The sequence below is a fragment of the Tepidiforma sp. genome (assembly GCF_026419595.1).
GTDB lineage: Bacteria > Chloroflexota > Dehalococcoidia > Tepidiformales > Tepidiformaceae > Tepidiforma.
Genome location: NZ_JANZZD010000002.1, coordinates 46,396 through 61,981, shown reverse-complemented (window position 1 = coordinate 61,981; position 15,586 = coordinate 46,396). Strand labels below are relative to the sequence as shown.

The following is a 15,586-nucleotide window of genomic DNA, read 5'->3' as shown; positions in this document are numbered from 1 at the left end:
GCACCCTCAGCGGTAGTTCCCGAACTTCAGCTCGATCCCCCAGTCCTGCGCCTTCACGTCGCGGATCACCTGCTGCAGCTCGTCCCGGCTCGGCGAACTCACCCGCACCGCATCGCCCTGCACCTGCGCCTGCGCCTTCTTGTACTTCTGGTCCTTGATGAACTTCACGATCTTCCGCGCGACCTCCGGCTCGATGCCCTGGACGATCGTCACCTCCTGCCGCAGCGTCCCGCCGGATGCCTTCTGCGGCGTCCCCCGCACGAGGTTCTTCAGCGGGACGTTCCGCGCCACCATCCGCTGCGCCACCACCTGCCACATCGCCTCGAGCTTGTAGTCGTCCTGCGCATGCAGCACGAACCGCGTCGTCCCGTGGTCGTAGTCGATCTCCGCCACGACCCCCTTGAAGTCGAACCGGTTCGCAATCTCCTTTCGCGCCTGGTTGATGGCGTTCGCCACCTCCATCAGGTCAGCGCCCGTCGTGATATCGAAACTCTCGTCCTTCGCCATGCCAAGAGCGTAGCCCGCCGCCTGCCCGAAACGCATCCCGGGGGCCTCCCACCCCTGTCGCCGGCTCGTGTACAGTTACCGTTGGCCGCCCGGCCAAAACGTTCGCCCCTACCGGAGTCCTCCCATGCAGATCGACCCCGACCGCGCCCGCCAGCTCCGCGCCGAATACGACGACGCCGTCCTCCGCGAAGGCAAAGAACTCGCCGGGCCCTTCATCACCGTCTCCGGCCGCCCCATCGACCGCGTCTACGACCCGACCGATACCGCCGACCTCGACTACGAGCGCGACATCAACCTCCCCGGCCACTACCCCTTCACCCGCGGCATCCACCGCACTGGCTACCGCGGCAAGCCGTGGACGATCCGCATGTTCAGCGGCTTCGGCTCGGTCGAAGAAACGAACCAGCGGTACAAGGATCTCCTCGCAGCCGGCAACAACGGCCTCTCCATCGCCTTCGATATGCCCACCCTCATGGGCTACGACCACGATGACCCGTGGGCCGAAGGCGAATTCGGCTCCTGCGGCGTCGCCGTCGACCACCTCGGCGATATGGAGCTCCTGCTCGACGGCATCCCGCTCGACAAGATCACCACGTCGATGACCATCAACAGCCCGGCACCGGTCGTCTGGGCCCTCTTCATCGCCGCCGCCGAGAAGCGCGGCATCCCCCGCGCGAAGCTCGCCGGCACCCTCCAGAACGACATCCTCAAGGAATACATCGCCCAGAACGAGTTCATCTACCCGCCGGCCGAATCGATGCGCCTCGTCACCGACACCATCGAGTTCGCATCGAAGGAGATGCCGCTCTGGAACCCCATCTCCGTCTCCGGCTACCACATCCGCGAGGCCGGCGCGACCGCCGCCCAGGAGCTCGCCTTCACCCTCGCCGACGGCATCGAATACGTGAAGTGGGCGCTCGCCCGCGGCCTCGATATCGACAGCTTCGCGCCCCGCATCTCCTTCTTCTTCAACGCCCACAACGACTTCTTCGAGGAGATCGCGAAATACCGCGCCGCCCGCCGCATCTGGGCCCGCCAGATGCGCGAACGCTTCGGCGCGAAGAACCCCCGCTCCTGGATCCTCCGTTTCCACACCCAGACCGCCGGCGTCTCCCTCACCGAGCAGCAGCCCGAGGTCAACCTCATCCGCGTCGCCATCCAGGCGCTCGCCGCTGTCCTCGGCGGCACCCAATCCCTCCACACCGACGCCATGGACGAGGCGATCGCCCTGCCCTCCGACAAGGCTGCCCGCCTCGCCGTCCGCACCCAGCAGGTCATCCTCCACGAGACCGGCGTCATCAACACCGTCGACCCGCTCGGCGGCTCCTGGTTCGTCGAACGGCTCACCGCCGACATCGAGCGCGACGCCCTCGACTACTTCGAAAAGATCGAAGCCCTCGGCGGCGTCATCCCCGCCATCGAAACCGGCTTCTTCCAGAAGGAGATCGCCGACGCCTCCGCCCGCTTCCAGCGCGAAGTCGACACCCGCGACCGCATCATCGTCGGCGTCAACGAGTACATCCTCGATGAGCCCCGCGAAATCCCCATCCTCCGCATGGACCCCGAGGGCGAGAAGCGTCACCTCGCCCGCCTCAAGAAGCACAAGGCCGAGCGCGACGCAGCGCGCCACGCCGCCGCGATGCTCGCCCTCGAAAACGCCAGCCGCGACCCGAAGGCGAACACGATGCCCTACATCCTCGATGCCGTGAACGCCGGCGCGACGGTCGGCGAAATCTGCGGCATGTGGCGCCGCGTCTTCGGCGAATACCGGGAGCACGTGGTGGTGTAACCTTTCCGCTCGATGCCCCGCGCCCACGTCGCCCGCCGCACCAGCGTCTTCAGCGAGTCGGTCATCCGCGAGATGACCCGCCTCGCCATGCTCCACGGCGCGATGAACCTCGCCCAGGGCTACCCCGACTTCCCCGCGCCCGCCTTCATCAAGCAGGCCGCAATCGACGCCATCAACGCCGACATCAACCAGTACGCCATCACCTGGGGCTCGCCCCGCCTCCGCCGCGCCATCGCCGACAAGACCCGCCGCCTCTACGGCCTCGACCTCGACCCCGACCGCGAAGTCACCGTCACCTGCGGCGCGACCGAGGCGATGATGTGCGCCATGCTCGCCGTCGTCGAAGAAGGCGACGAGGTCATCGTCTTCGAACCGTTCTACGAGAACTACGTCCCCGATGCCGCCATGTCCGGCGCGAAGCTCGTCTTCGTCACCCTCCGCGGCGAAGGCTTCTCCTTCGACCCCGACGAGCTCCGCCGCGCCTTCTCGCCGCGCACCCGCGCCATCATCGTCAACACGCCGAACAACCCGAGCGGCAAAGTCTTCACCCGCGCCGAACTCGAGCAGATCGCCGCCCTCTGCCAGGAGTTCGATACCCTCTGCATCACCGACGAAATCTACGAGCACATCCTCTACGACCACCACGAGCACGTGCCGATGGCCACGCTGCCCGGCATGTACGAGCGCACCATCACCATCAGCGGCCTCTCCAAGACGTTCTCGGTCACCGGCTGGCGGCTCGGCTACCTCATCGCCCCGCCCCACCTCTCCGACGCCCTCCGCAAGGTGCACGACTTCCTCACCGTCGGCGCGCCGGCCCCGCTGCAGGAGGCCGCGGCCATCGCCATCGAACAGGCCGACAGCTACTACCCCGAACTCCGCACCATGTACGCCGAAAAGCGCGCCATCCTGCTCGATGCGCTCCGCCGCGCCGGCTTCGCCTGCCACCAGCCCGAGGGCGCCTACTACATCATGGCCGACTTCTCTGCCCTCGGCTTCGACGGCGACGACACCGCCTTCGCCCACCACCTCATCCGCGACATCGGCGTCGCGCCGGTTCCCGGGTCGAGCTTCTACCGGCCCGGCAGCGGGGCGGGCAGCCGCATGGTCCGCTTCACCTTCTCGAAGTCCGAAGAGACCCTGCGCGAAGCCGCCCGCCGGCTCGCCAGCCGCTGAGCCCCATCACGGCAGCAGCACCAGCGGCACGAGCACGATCTTCGTGTCCGAACCGTCGCGCGCGCTCTGCTGGTAGATGCGCAGGCACCCCGGCGTCGGCGCATTGACCGAAAACGTCAGCTGCACGCTGAACGGCGAGAGCACCTGCCCCTGCTGCGCCATGCCGACGACGTGGGCGAGCTGGTTCTGCTGCGCGTCCAGCAGCTCGGCCTGGAAGGTCGCTTCGAACGCCTCCACCATTCCCGTCACCGTCAGCGGGCTCGTCACGCTCGCGTTCGGCGCCGGCTGCGTCACCACCGCGACGTTCGCGGGCGCCGGGTCCGGGTTCGGCGGGCACACGCCGGTCATCTGCACCGTCGTCGGGCCCGCCGGGGTCGGCCGTCCCGGGGTCGCCGGCGGCGTGGGCCATGCTGCCGTCGGCGGGGCCGCGGTGGAGGTTGGCGCCGGCGGCGAAGACGGGGGCGAAGCCGGGCGGGTCGGCTCCCCGGCGGTCGGCGGCGGCGCCGCCCCGTCGTCCCGGTCGCTGCATGCCCCGAGCACGGCACCCGCCGCCGCGAGCAGCGCAGCCGCCGCGGCCATCCTCAGCCATCCGTTCCGGTCCATGCTGCTCCCTCCGGGGGGCGCCCTCAGGGGCGCACACTCCCAGCGTAGACCGGCAGCGCAAGGCTCTCCTTACACGGAGCCGTTCGTGCCTGCGGCGCTAGATGGAGAAGCCCATCCCCTGCGCGCCCTTGATGGTGTTCACCTCGCCCAGGTGCATGAACCCGTGCGTCATGACCACCTGCCGGAGCACCTTCCACTTCGGCATCTCGCCGAGCGGCCGGATCTGCTGGACCTGCTCCAGCTCCTCCTGCGGCACGTTCTTCACGAACTCGAGCGTCACCGCCTTCACCCGCTGGCAGTACTCCCGCAGCGGCTCGACCGAGACGCGGAGCGCCCGCGCATCCTCCAGCGACATCCCGGTGCCCTGCCCAACCGGCGGCAGCCCGAGCCGCTCGGCGAACCCCTCGCTCATCCACACCGTCGGCTTCCGCCCCTGCAGCACGAAGTTCACGATGTCGTCCTGCGTCCGCAGCGTGTGCCAGGCGTTGAAGCCGATGCTCACCGTCTTCCCCGGCGGCAGCCAGTTCGCCTGCTCGTCCGTCAGGCCCTTCAGCGCGTCGTCGAACCAGTCGTTCAGCTGCTCGATCCCGTCGATCAGCATCTCGCGAATCCCGGTCATGCGTCGTTCCTCCTCCTGGGCAGGTGCTCAGTGCGTGCGCCCGGCGAGTCTATACCGCCCGGTAAGTTTCTTCAAACAACCGTGCCGGGCAGCGCCAGGTCGGCCGCCTGCAGCAGCCGCCGCTCTCCCCGCCGCGCGAGGTCCGCGTGCCGCACCAGCGCGTACAGCGCCTCCATCCGCGGCGCTGCGATTCCGAGCTCCCGCGCCCGCCGCACCGGGTTCCCGAGGATCGCCTCCGACTCCAGCGGCCGCCCCAGCACGTAATCGATCACCATGCTCGTCCGGTAGTCGCCCATCGTCTCCGTCTGGGCGAACATCCGCGCCTCCACGTCGTCCTCGTCGAGCCGCGCACCGCTCCCGGCCGCCTCGAGGTCGGCGTTGCCAGCCCGCACCACCTCACGCATCGCGCCCTCGGCGAAGGCCCGCAGCTCCGGGTCGCGCAGGATCGTGTGCGTCCCGACGCCGCCCGCGGCCACGCTCAGCCCGTTGAACGGCACGTTCCAGCAGAGCTTCTCCCACCGCGCGAACCGCAGGCTCGGCGCCACCACCGTTTCGATCCCGGCGCTCCGCAGCAGCTCTGCCAGCGCCGCGCACGCCGCCGGGTCGTCGCCGAGGTGTCCGATGGAGACCCGGCCGTAGTCGAGGTGGTGGATGACACCCGGCTCGCCCCGGTTGATGCAGACGAACGCCATCCCGCCGAACACCCGCTCCGCTCCGAACCGCTCTGCCAGCCGCTGCTCGTTCCCGAGCCCGTTCATGAGCGCCACGATGCGCGTGCCCGGCGCCGCGCAGGGCGCGATGAGCTCCGCCGCCTCGCCGATCGCCGTCGCCTTCAGCGCGCACATCACCCAGTCCGCCGGTCCCATCTCGCGCGGGTCGCGGAAGCACTGCACCTCGCGCAGGTGGAAATCGCCGTCCTTGCTGAACACCCGGAGCCCGTTCGTCCGCCACGCCTCGTACTCGCTCCGGACGAGGAACCGGACGTCGTGGCCGGCGAGCGCGAGCCGCCCGCCATAGTACCCGCCGACCGCGCCGGAGCCGATGACCGCAGCCGTTGCCACCCGCGCAGGATACGGAATCCGCACCTGCCGGGGCAGCCCCCTCAGCCTGCCAGCTCGCGGAGCGCCGCCCGGATCTCCGCCGCCCGCTCGATCGCCTCCTCCGGCGTCGCCTGCGCAGTGATCAGGTTCACGTGCCGCGCCCCCTGCTCGACGAACTGCCAGAGGAACGCCGCTACCTCCCGCGCCGTGCCGAACGGCGTGTACCGCTCGAACCGCTCGAACGGCAGCCGGTAGGTCGCCTCCATCGCCCGGCCCACCAGCTCCCGCGCCGCTGCCCGGTCGTCCGCCACGCTCGTCCAGAACTGCATGCCACCCTCGACGGCCGCCGGGTCGCGTCCCGCCTCTGCCGCGAACGCGCGCACCTGCGCCATCGCCTCCGCGAACCGCTCCGGCGTCAGCCAGATGCCGGTGTAGCCGTCGCCCAGCCGCCCCGCCCGCCGAAGCGCCGCCTCGCTCCGCCCGCCGACGAAGATCGGCACCGGCCGGAACGGCTTCGGGTAGACCGTCACCTCCTCGAGCGTGAAATGCCGCCCGCGGAACGTCACCCCGTCCTCCGTCCACAGCTGCCGCAGGATGGCGATCGCCTCGTTCGTCCGCGCCCCGCGCGTCCGCGGGTCCACGCCGCAGCTCCAGAATTCGTGCGGGTCTTCGCCCCCGACCCCGATGCCGAGCGTGAACCGCCCCATGCTCAGCTGGTCCAGCTGGGCGACTTGCAGCGCCACCGGCACCGGGTGCCGCAGCGGCAAGAGGTAGACGCCCGTCTTCAGGTCGATCCGCTCGGTCACCGCCGCTGCGGCCGTCAGCGTGACGAGCCCGTCGTTCCCGTAGCCGTAGAACGTCACGTGGTCGCCCGCGATGAGCCCGTCCAGCCCCAGCCGCTCCGCCCGCCGGGCTGCGTCGAGCACCATCTCGCCCGTCGTCCCTGTCCGGATATCCCAGCCCCGGAGCATCACCGAAACGTGCGGCGCCTGCATGGCCCACCATCATAGGCCCGCGCGCCGCTTTTCGCGTTCACCCGCATCTGGGATAGTCCCCTCGAAACCTTCTGCCACCCGGAGCCCCGATGTCCCACGGCACCGCCCGCTCTCCGATGATCTTCGACCGCGCCTTCCTCACCGACGTCGAAGGCGTCACCGAGCTCATCTTCGTCCGCCACGGCGAGCAGTACGTCCCCGACCCCCGCACCGGCCCCGTCGGCGACACCATCGACCCGCCGCTCTCCGACCGCGGCCGCCAGCAGGCCGAAGCCGTCGGCGCCCGCCTCAGCGCCGACCGCGTCGATGCCGTCTACGCCAGCCCGCTCCAGCGCGCCCTCGAAACCGGCCGCGCTATCGCCCGCCATCACCGCCTCGAGCCGATCGTCATCGACGACCTCCGTGAGGTCGAAATCTTCCGCGATATCCCGCCCGAGAAGTCCGCCATCGACTTCCTCGGCCGCGAACTCCTCCTCGGCATCCGCGAACGGATGCTCCGCGAGCGGAAGTGGGACGTCTACCCCTACTCCGAAAGCTCGTTCGAATTCCGCAAGCGCACCGTCAACGCCGTCGAAGCGATCATCGCCGGCAACCAGGGCAAGCGCGTCGTCATCGCCTGCCACGGCGGCGTCATCAACGCCTACATCGGCCACATCATCGGCAGCCCCTACGACATGTTCTTCCGCCCGGCCCACGCCTCCATCTCCATCGTTTTCGCCGGCGAAGGCGTCCGCGCCCTCCAGTCGCTGAACGACGTCCACCACCTGCGCACCGGCGAGTGGAACCTCGTCTCCCACTGACCGGCCGGGCCCGGGCGCGAAGGCCGGCCCCCGGATAGAATCCGGCCACATTCAGATGCCCCTGCCCGGAGGTTCCCCGTGCCCGTCGCCGATTTCTCCCTCGCCGGCAAGGTCGCCATCGTCACCGGCGGCAGCCGCGGCATCGGCCGCTCCATCGCCATCGCGCTCGCCGAGGCCGGCGCCGATGTCGCCGTCGCCGCACGCAAACCCGAATCGCTCGAAGAAACCGTCGCCGCCATCCGCGCGACCGGCCGCCGCGGCATCGCCGTCCCTACCAACGTCCGCGACATGGCCGCCCTCGAAAACCTCGTCGCCGAGACGAAGCGCCAGCTCGGCCGCATCGACATCCTCGTCAACAACGCCGCCACCAACCCCGTCTTCGGCCCCGTCGCGAACCTCGACGAGCGCGCGTGGGACACGGTCATGAACACGAACGTGAAGTCCGTGTTCTTCCTCAGCAAGCTCGTCCGCGAAGCCATCCTCGAGCACGGCCAGGGCGGCTCCATCATCAACGTCAGCTCGACCGGCGGCTTCCGCGCGTCCACCGGCCTCGGCGCCTACTCCGTCTCCAAGGCCGCCATCATCATGCTCACGCAGGTCTGCGCGAAGGAGTGGGGCGCGGACGGCATCCGCGTCAACTGCATCGCCCCCGGCCTCATCCGCACCGAATTCTCCCGCGCCCTCTGGGAGAACGAAGCCATCCTCAAGAACTCCGTCCAGACCTCTGCCCTCAAGCGCATCGGCGAACCCGACGAGATGGCCGGCGCCGTCGTCTACTTCGCCAGTCCCGCCAGCTCCTTCACTACCGGCCAGACGCTCATCCTCGACGGCGGCGCCCTCGCCTGAGCCGCCGATGACCGACATGCTCGTCCGGCTGTACGACCTGCCCCCGGCGGAGCCGCTCCTCCAGCGGCTCGCCGCCGAAGGCGTCGTCTGCCGCCGGCCCGAAGCCTACGAGCGCTCGGCCGTCCTGGCCTTCGTCCGCGCCCACTTCCCCCGCTGGGAAGATGAGCTGACCGTCTCGCTCTCCCGCAGCCCGGCGACCTGCTACGTCGCAGCCCGGGAGGGCGCCGTGCTCGGCTTCGCCTGCTACCACGCCACCCGGCCGAACTTCTTCGGCCCCACCGGCGTCGACGAAGCCGAGCGCGGCCGCGGCATCGGCACCGCGCTCCTCCTCTGTTCGCTCCACGCCATGGCCGCCGAGGGCTACGCCTACGCCGTCATCGGCAGCGTCGGCCCGGCCGACTTCTACGCCCGCGCGGTCGGCGCCATCCCCATTCCCGGCAGCGACCCGGGCATCTACGGCAACCGCCTCCAGCCGCCAGCTCCGTAGCCGGCGCGGGGCGGGCGGGTGACAGCCGGTTACAGTCCCTTTAACGGTGGTCGAAAGGTGGTACGGTCACGGTCCCGGCGTTCCGACACTCCCGGTGAGGTCGACAACCAAGGAGCGACACGCGCGACATGCCGCCCACCGGGCCCCTCGCCACGACCATCTCCGCCGCCGCCACCCGGCGCGCCATCCGCGCCGTGCTCGATGGCGGCGCCGTCCGCAGCCTCTGCCAGCCGATCGCCTCCCTCTCCACCGGCGACGTCCTCGGCTACGAAGCTCTCTCCCGGCCGGAAGCGCCCGCGCCGCTCGATAACCCGCAGGAGTTCCTCGCCGCCGCCAGCGCCTGCAACCTGCTCGAGCAGGTCGACCACAGCTGGCGGGTCGCTGCCGTGAGCCGCTTCGGCCCCGTCATCGGCCACGAGCAGATGCTCTTCCTCAATTGCACGCCCTCGGCGCTCACCTCCGGCCTCCTCTCGCCCTCCTCCTTCCAGGGCCTCGTCCGCCGCCACGGCCTCCAGCCCGAGCGCGTCGTCCTCGAAATCACCGAAGAGCAGGCGATCGAAGACTTCGGTCAGATGCGCCGCGTCGTCGGCGCCTTCCGCGCCTGCGGCTTTCTCTTCGCCATCGACGATGCCGGCGCCGGCGCCTCCAGCCTCCAGTCCATCGTCGAGCTCCGGCCGGACTTCATCAAACTCGACCGCTGGCTTGCCCGCGACATCGAGTTCGACCGCGGCCGCCGCTCCATGGTCGAAGCCATCTGCACCTTCGCGCGGCAGGTCGGCGCCCGCGTCATCGCCGAGGGCATCGAAACGCGCGAACAGCTCACCGCCTTCATCGAACTCGGCGCCGACTACGGACAGGGCTACTTCCTCGGCCGCCCCGCGCCCGTCCCCGCCCCGGCGGCCTCCGAAGCCCGCCTCGCCATCCACCGCGCCAACCGCCTCCGCCGCGCCGCCCCCGTCGTCACCCGCATCGGCGACCTCGTCACCATCACCCCGACCGTCACCGCCGCCACCCCCGGCGGCCGCCTCATGGAGCATTTCGCCAACAACCGCCACCTCGAGGCCGTCGTCGTGCTCGATGGCCGCCGGGTGGAAGGCATCGTCACGCGCGGCCGGATTTTCGAGCGCATGTCCGGGCAGTTCGGCCTCCCGCTGAATGGCAAGCGCCCCGCCTCCGAACTCTGCGCCCCCGCCACCTGCGTCGATGCCTCGGCCTCGCCCCGCACCGCCGCCCGCGCCGCCCTCGAGCGCGCCGCGCCCTTCCAGCAGGACCCCATCGTCGTCCTCGACGGCGATGCGCTCGCCGGCATCGTCCGCGTCCACGAGCTCCTGCAGGCCGTCCTCGCCGAAGAAGTCGCCGAGGCCCGCAACCTCAACCCGCTCACCGGCCTCCCCGGCAACCAGCGCATCCGCGAGCACCTCGAACGGCTCCGCGACGACCCCGCCGGCTGGTATCTCCTCTACGCCGACCTCGACCAGTTCAAGCAGTTCAACGACGCCTGCGGCTTCGCCCACGGCGATACCGCCATCCTCGCCCTCTCCCGCATCCTCGTCGACGCCGCGGGCGCTGCCAGCCGCGACGCCTTCGTCGGCCACGTCGGCGGCGACGACTTCATCGTCGCCGTCCACACCGACGACCTCGACGCGTTCCGCGCCGCCTGCCAGCGCGCTCTCGCCCGCCCCGGCTGGTTCGACCCCGAAGGCAAACTCCCGGCGGAGACGCGCCTCACCGTCTCCATCGCCGGCTGCCCCTTCGAACGGATCGCCCACCTCTCCTACGAAGACCTCGCCGCCACCATCGCCCGGGCCAAGCGGCTGGTGAAGCGCTCCGGCGGCAACGGCTTCGACATCTTCGAAGACCTCGGGACGCCTGCAGCCGAATCCGCCGGCGCCGCCGAGGCCGCCTGAAGCGCGCTGGTCCGCATGCCGAACCCGGCGTAGACTGCGTTCGAGTCCGAACACGCCACGGCTCCACGCCCCGTTCGGCCGTACCACCGCACCGGAGTCCGCATGACCGCAGCCCCTACTGCGCCCGGCCGCCTCGAGCGCCGCAAGGCGCGCACCCGCGCCGCCATCCTCGACGCCGCGAACCGCCTGTTCCACGAACAGGGCTTCGAGGACACGTCCATCCAGCAGATCGCCGAACTCGCCGATACCGGCGTCGGCACCCTCTACGGCTACTTCGCCTCCAAGGAAGACCTCCTCCGCGAAGTCCTCCGCGTCTCCCGCGACGACGCCGTCGCCCGCTACCGCGCCGCCGTCGCCGGCGATACCCCCGCCATCGACCGCGTCTGCACCGCCCTCGGCACCATGGCCGAGTACCTCGAAGCGCACCGCCGCCTGCTCGTCTCCGTCTTCCGGCTCGCCGCCCGCAACCAGTCGTTCGAAGACGACTACGCCGAGTGGCTCCAGCGCAGCTTCGCCGAGCTCATCGAGTCCGGTATCCGCTCCGGCGAATTCCGGCCCGTCCCCGCCGACGCCGCCGCCCGCATGCTCATCACCACCATGATGACCGCCAGTCTCGGCATCGGCGCATGGGCCGGCCGCGCCGGCGACCCGACCGCCATGGTCGAAATCCAGCAGCTCGCCCGCGCCCTGCTCCTCCGCTGAAACGAGCGAGCGGCGCGACGGCACACTCCGGAATGGGGGACCGGGGCGTCTCACCTGCCGTCGCGCCGCAACCGCCGGGGCACCACAGAAACCCCGCCGGCTCCCCGTAGCCTGCGCCCCGCCGCGCCCGCCGCCTACGGCCCTTCGTCCCCCTCCGCGCCGTCCGAACGTTCCGCGCCCTCCGCCTCGGCGAACGCCGCCTCGAGGCTTGCCGCCGACACCACCGCCAGCAGCAGCCAGACGAACAGCACGAACACCGCCGCGTCGTCCGCCATCCCCAGCACCGGGATGACGTCCGGGATGATGTCGAACGGCAGCAGGAGGTAGCCGAGCAGGGCCGCCGCGGCCAGCCGCCCCGCCCAGCCGAGCCGCCCCGCCCGCAGGAGTGCCCGCAGGAACCGCAGCTTCTGCCGCCGCCGCAGCGCGAGGAAGCGCCGCCCCGCCGCGCTCCGCCGCAGCCCCCACCACCCCAGCGCCAGCGCGCCGCCCGTCGCCGCCACAACCGCCGCGGCCGCGATCAGCCAGTCCATCGCCCCTCCTGCGCCGGGTGTGTCAGCGCCCGCGCCCCGCCGCTCGCTCCATCCCTGCTACGATCCTCCCAATCCTCCGCCCCGGAGCACCATGTGACCACCACCGCCGGCCCCGACCAGGCCCGCATCCGCGCTGCCGTCATCGAACTCCTCCAGGCCATCGGCGACGATCCCTCCCGCGAAGGCCTTCGCGATACCCCGCGCCGCATCGCCGAAATGTACGCCGAAATCTTCGAAGGGCTCTTCATCGACCCCCGCGAACACCTCCGCGTCGGCTTCGAAGTCGCCCACGATGAGATGGTCATCCTCCGCAACATCCCGTTCTACAGCATGTGCGAGCACCACTTCCTTCCCTTCCACGGCGAGGCCCACGTCGGCTACATCCCCGACGGCCGCGTCGTCGGCATCTCCAAGCTCGCCCGCGTCGTCGAAGGCTACGCCCGCCGCCCGCAAATCCAGGAACAGCTCACCAGCCAGATCGCCGAAGCCATCCAGGAGGTCCTCCAGCCCGACGGCGTCGCCGTCGTCATCGAAGCCGAGCACCTCTGCATGACCATGCGCGGCGTCAAGAAGCCCGGCTCGCTCATGGTCACCTCCGCGATGCGCGGCGATTTCAAGAACTCCCACGTCACGCGCGCCGAGTTTCTCTCGCTCGTTCACGGCCACCACTAGCCCCTCAAGCGGCTCCGCCGCCCGGCCGATGATCCCCGCGTGACACGGCCCGCCGAGCGTCCCTCCTCCCTCTGCGTCGATTGCCAGCTCCTGCCGCCCGCCCCGCCCGCGCGGGGCCGGCTCATCGTCGCCCCGCCCCTCGCGTGGTCCCTCGAAGGCCTCGCGTCCGCCCTCCGCGGCGCGGGCTTCGCGCCCTTCAGCGAAGTCGACTCCACCATCTCGGTCCCGTTCGAACCCGGCCAGCTCGAACCGCTCGCCGCCTGTCTCGAAGCCGCCCTCTCGTCCGTCGAGCTCCACGATGCCCGCGCCCTCGTCGTCGAGGACGGCGCCGCCCCCTCGTTCGATGCCCTCCTCCGGATGGAGCCGCTCGGCGCCTTCCTCGCCCGAGTCCGCGCCGCGTGGCTCATCGACCTCCTCGCCGGGCAGCGCGCCGTCACCTACTTCCAGCCGATCTACACGGCGGCCGGCGACCTCTTCGCCCACGAATGCCTGCTCCGCGGCGTCGAACGGGACGGCCGCACGCTCATCTCGCCCGCCGTCCTCTACGGTGCGGCCGCCGCCGGCGACCTCCTCTTCCACCTCGACCGTTTCGCCCGCCTCCTCGCCATCCGCAGCGGCGCCGGCCTCGGCCGCCTCTTCATCAACTTCACCCCGACGGCCATCTACAACCCGGCGTTCTGCCTCCGCTCTACCGTCGAAGCCGTCCACGCCGCCGGCATCCCGCCGGCCGAGGTCGTCTTCGAGGTCGTCGAGAGCCACCGCGTGCAGGACGTCGGCCACCTCGTCCGCATCCTCGAGACCTACCGCGCCGCCGGGTTCGCCGTCGCCCTCGACGACTTCGGCGAAGGCTACTCCTCGCTCAACCTCCTCGATCGCGTCCGACCCGATTACCTCAAGCTCGATATGCAGCTCGTCCGCGGCGTCGACGCGAACCCGTACCGGGCGACCATCCTCCGCCGCATCGTGGCCATGGCCCGCGACCTCGGCATCTGCACGCTGGCCGAGGGCATCGAGACCGAGGCCGAACTCCGGGTCGTCCGCGAGGCCGGTGTCGACCTCGTGCAGGGCTTCCTCCTCGGGCGGCCTGCGGCACGTCCGGCGTCCCGCGCCGAAGCCGTCGCCTGAGGCTACCCGGCGCGCACCTCGTTGCGGAGCACCCCCGCCCCGGTCACCTCCACTTCCACCACGTCGCCCGGGTGGATTTCCGGCGGGCTGCCCGGCGTGCCGGTGTAGATGATGTCGCCCGGCGCGAGCGTCATCACCGCGCTCACGTACCGCACGATTTCCGGGATGTCGCGGATCAGCTCGGTGGAGCGGCCCCGCTGCACTTCGCGCCCGTTCACCCGGGTCGCCACCTCCAGCGCGTCGTGCCGCAGCCCCGTCACGATCGCTGGCCCGAAGACGCCGAACGTGTCGCTGCCCTTCGCCCGCCACCACTGGCCGTCGGCCTGCTGCCACGCGCGCGCCGAGACGTCGTTCCCCGCCGTGTAGCCGAAAATCGCCGCTTCTGCCTCCTCCCGCGACGCGCCCTTCACCCGCTTCCCGATGACGATGACGATTTCGCCTTCCGGGTCCACGCGGCCGCAGTTCGGCGGCAGCACGATCGCGTCGCCCGGCCCGGCGATGCACGAGAGCGGCTTGAAGAAGAGCGTCGGCGGGTCCGGCGCGGGCCGCCCCTGCAGGTGGCTCGCGTAGTTCAGCCCCACGCAGACGATGCTCCGCGGCTCGCACGGCGGCAGCAGCCGCACCGATGCCAGCGGCACCGTCTCGCCCGTCGGCCGCGTCCCCTCCCAGAACGGCTCCTCGATGACCCGGATCGTCTCCCCCTCCAGCAGCCCCGCCCCGCGGCGGCCGTCCGCCCGTTCGAACCTCACGTAGAGCGCCATGCGTGAACCCTCCTCCGTTGCCGCTCATCCTCACTCGACAGCCGCAGCCGGGCAACCCAAACTTGCACCTGCCCTGGGAATCCCGCTTCGGAGTTCCGCATGCCCGGCAAGATGTCCCTCGACGAGATCCACGCCTTCCTCGATTCCCGCCCCGGCTGGATCGCCCTCTCCACCATCAGCCGCAGCGGCCACCCCCACACCGTCCCCATCGGCTACTTCCGCCTCGGCGAAAAAATCTACATGGGCTGCCGCAAGGGCACCCAGAAGACGAAAAACATCGAGCGCAACCCCAACGTCTCCGTCATGCTCGAATCCGGCAGCACGATGCAGGACATCAAGGGCGTCTGCATCCAGGGCACCGGCCGCGTCATCACCGACCCCGCCGAAGTGCTCCCCCTCCGCCGCGAAGCGATGCGCCGCCGCGGCGTCCCGGAGGACCAGCTGCCCACCGAAGTCGGCCCCGATACGGCCTACATCGAAGTCACGCCGGTGAAGTACATCTCCTGGGACTACAGCAAGGCGTAGACCGGCCCGCACCTCGCCCCGATCGGGGACGAACGTGGCCCTTGATACGGGAGCGGGCGATTCGGTAGGCTCCCGCCACCTCGCGACAGGAGCCCGCCATGCAGGCCGCAGCCCCCGCTCAGCCTTCGCCCATCCAGTGGTATCTCACACCCTGGAAGCGCTACGTCCTGTTCGAAGGCCGCGCCGGCCGCCCGGAGTTCTGGTGGTTCGCCCTCGGCCAGTTCATCATCGGCCTCGTCCTCGGCGCCCTCGCCGTCAGCAGCAACTTCTTCAACGTGGTGTCCTTTGCCTTCTCGCTGGCAGCCCTGCTGCCGTCTATCGGCGTCACCGCCCGCCGCCTGCACGACATCGGCCAGTCCGGCTGGCTCCAGCTCATCGGGCTCATCCCGCTCGTCGGCTGGATTGCGCTCATCGTGCTCTGCGCCCAGCCGTCGAAGCCGATGCCCAACCAGTACGGCGAGGCCCCCCTCCCGCCGGCCCCTTGACCCCGCAGCGGGGGGAC

Annotated in this window: 18 protein-coding genes; 11 read left to right on the top strand and 7 right to left on the bottom strand. The window is 70.6% G+C overall.

All coding sequences use genetic code 11. From position 1 onward, the window contains the following. Window positions 1–6: 6 nt before the first annotated feature. The gene (locus tag N2041_RS01715) at window positions 7–507 is read right to left on the bottom strand and encodes a YajQ family cyclic di-GMP-binding protein (RefSeq protein WP_297675198.1); all 501 of its coding nucleotides are present in this window, start codon (window positions 505–507) and stop codon (window positions 7–9) included. Window positions 508–631: 124 nt separating this feature from the next. Between N2041_RS01715 and N2041_RS01710 the strand changes: the two genes are divergently transcribed. Further along, on the top strand, window positions 632–2,296 hold the full coding sequence (locus tag N2041_RS01710; RefSeq protein ID WP_297675197.1) for a methylmalonyl-CoA mutase family protein: 1,665 nt from the start codon (window positions 632–634) through the stop codon (window positions 2,294–2,296). 12 nt (window positions 2,297–2,308) lie between these two features. Continuing rightward, window positions 2,309–3,472: an aminotransferase class I/II-fold pyridoxal phosphate-dependent enzyme gene (locus N2041_RS01705; protein WP_297675195.1), complete on the top strand. Its 1,164-nt coding sequence runs from the start codon at window positions 2,309–2,311 to the stop codon at window positions 3,470–3,472. 6 nt (window positions 3,473–3,478) lie between these two features. Here the strand turns inward: N2041_RS01705 and N2041_RS01700 are convergent, their stop codons facing one another. From N2041_RS01700 to N2041_RS01685, 4 genes are all read right to left on the bottom strand, one after another. Continuing rightward, window positions 3,479–4,075: a Gmad2 immunoglobulin-like domain-containing protein gene (locus N2041_RS01700; protein ID WP_297675193.1), complete on the bottom strand. Its 597-nt coding sequence runs from the start codon at window positions 4,073–4,075 to the stop codon at window positions 3,479–3,481. 97 nt (window positions 4,076–4,172) lie between these two features. Next, window positions 4,173–4,694 (bottom strand): DinB family protein, encoded by a 522-nt coding sequence (locus N2041_RS01695; protein ID WP_297675191.1) that lies wholly within the window; start codon window positions 4,692–4,694, stop codon window positions 4,173–4,175. Between the two features lie 71 nt (window positions 4,695–4,765). Next, on the bottom strand, window positions 4,766–5,755 hold the full coding sequence (locus N2041_RS01690) for a 2-dehydropantoate 2-reductase (RefSeq protein ID WP_297675189.1): 990 nt from the start codon (window positions 5,753–5,755) through the stop codon (window positions 4,766–4,768). Window positions 5,756–5,796: 41 nt separating this feature from the next. Continuing rightward, entirely contained in the window at window positions 5,797–6,729 is a 933-nt protein-coding gene (locus N2041_RS01685; RefSeq protein ID WP_297675187.1) for an LLM class flavin-dependent oxidoreductase, read from the bottom strand. An 89-nt stretch (window positions 6,730–6,818) separates the two neighbouring features. On the opposite strand from N2041_RS01685, the gene N2041_RS01680 reads away from it, so the two are divergent. From N2041_RS01680 to N2041_RS01660, 5 genes are all read left to right on the top strand, one after another. After that, window positions 6,819–7,529 (top strand): histidine phosphatase family protein, encoded by a 711-nt coding sequence (locus N2041_RS01680; RefSeq protein ID WP_297675185.1) that lies wholly within the window; start codon window positions 6,819–6,821, stop codon window positions 7,527–7,529. A 78-nt stretch (window positions 7,530–7,607) separates the two neighbouring features. Then, complete coding sequence (locus tag N2041_RS01675) at window positions 7,608–8,375, top strand: SDR family NAD(P)-dependent oxidoreductase (protein WP_270057228.1); 768 nt, start codon at window positions 7,608–7,610, stop codon at window positions 8,373–8,375. Window positions 8,376–8,382: 7 nt separating this feature from the next. After that, complete coding sequence (locus tag N2041_RS01670; protein ID WP_297675182.1) at window positions 8,383–8,862, top strand: GNAT family N-acetyltransferase; 480 nt, start codon at window positions 8,383–8,385, stop codon at window positions 8,860–8,862. A 128-nt stretch (window positions 8,863–8,990) separates the two neighbouring features. After that, window positions 8,991–10,769 carry a bifunctional diguanylate cyclase/phosphodiesterase gene (locus N2041_RS01665; protein WP_297675180.1) on the top strand — a complete coding sequence of 593 codons (1,779 nt, stop codon included), beginning with the start codon at window positions 8,991–8,993 and terminating at the stop codon, window positions 10,767–10,769. 102 nt (window positions 10,770–10,871) lie between these two features. Continuing rightward, the gene (locus N2041_RS01660; protein WP_297675178.1) at window positions 10,872–11,471 is read left to right on the top strand and encodes a TetR/AcrR family transcriptional regulator; all 600 of its coding nucleotides are present in this window, start codon (window positions 10,872–10,874) and stop codon (window positions 11,469–11,471) included. A gap of 134 nt (window positions 11,472–11,605) precedes the next feature. On the opposite strand, the gene N2041_RS01655 is transcribed toward N2041_RS01660, so the two are convergent. Beyond that, on the bottom strand, window positions 11,606–12,001 hold the full coding sequence (locus tag N2041_RS01655; RefSeq protein WP_297675176.1) for a YkvA family protein: 396 nt from the start codon (window positions 11,999–12,001) through the stop codon (window positions 11,606–11,608). Window positions 12,002–12,094: 93 nt separating this feature from the next. On the opposite strand from N2041_RS01655, the gene folE reads away from it, so the two are divergent. Beyond that, window positions 12,095–12,673, top strand: coding sequence for a GTP cyclohydrolase I FolE (folE, locus tag N2041_RS01650; RefSeq protein ID WP_297675174.1), 579 nt, complete (start codon window positions 12,095–12,097; stop codon window positions 12,671–12,673). A 39-nt stretch (window positions 12,674–12,712) separates the two neighbouring features. Then, window positions 12,713–13,798: an EAL domain-containing protein gene (locus tag N2041_RS01645; RefSeq protein ID WP_297675172.1), complete on the top strand. Its 1,086-nt coding sequence runs from the start codon at window positions 12,713–12,715 to the stop codon at window positions 13,796–13,798. A 2-nt stretch (window positions 13,799–13,800) separates the two neighbouring features. Here N2041_RS01645 and N2041_RS01640 read toward each other — a convergent pair whose 3' ends face one another. Then, window positions 13,801–14,559: a fumarylacetoacetate hydrolase family protein gene (locus tag N2041_RS01640; protein ID WP_297675171.1), complete on the bottom strand. Its 759-nt coding sequence runs from the start codon at window positions 14,557–14,559 to the stop codon at window positions 13,801–13,803. Between the two features lie 99 nt (window positions 14,560–14,658). On the opposite strand from N2041_RS01640, the gene N2041_RS01635 reads away from it, so the two are divergent. Both N2041_RS01635 and N2041_RS01630 read left to right on the top strand, forming a co-directional pair. Next, entirely contained in the window at window positions 14,659–15,084 is a 426-nt protein-coding gene (locus N2041_RS01635; protein ID WP_297675168.1) for a pyridoxamine 5'-phosphate oxidase family protein, read from the top strand. A 98-nt stretch (window positions 15,085–15,182) separates the two neighbouring features. Next, window positions 15,183–15,569: a DUF805 domain-containing protein gene (locus tag N2041_RS01630; protein WP_297675166.1), complete on the top strand. Its 387-nt coding sequence runs from the start codon at window positions 15,183–15,185 to the stop codon at window positions 15,567–15,569. Window positions 15,570–15,586 lie beyond the last annotated feature (17 nt).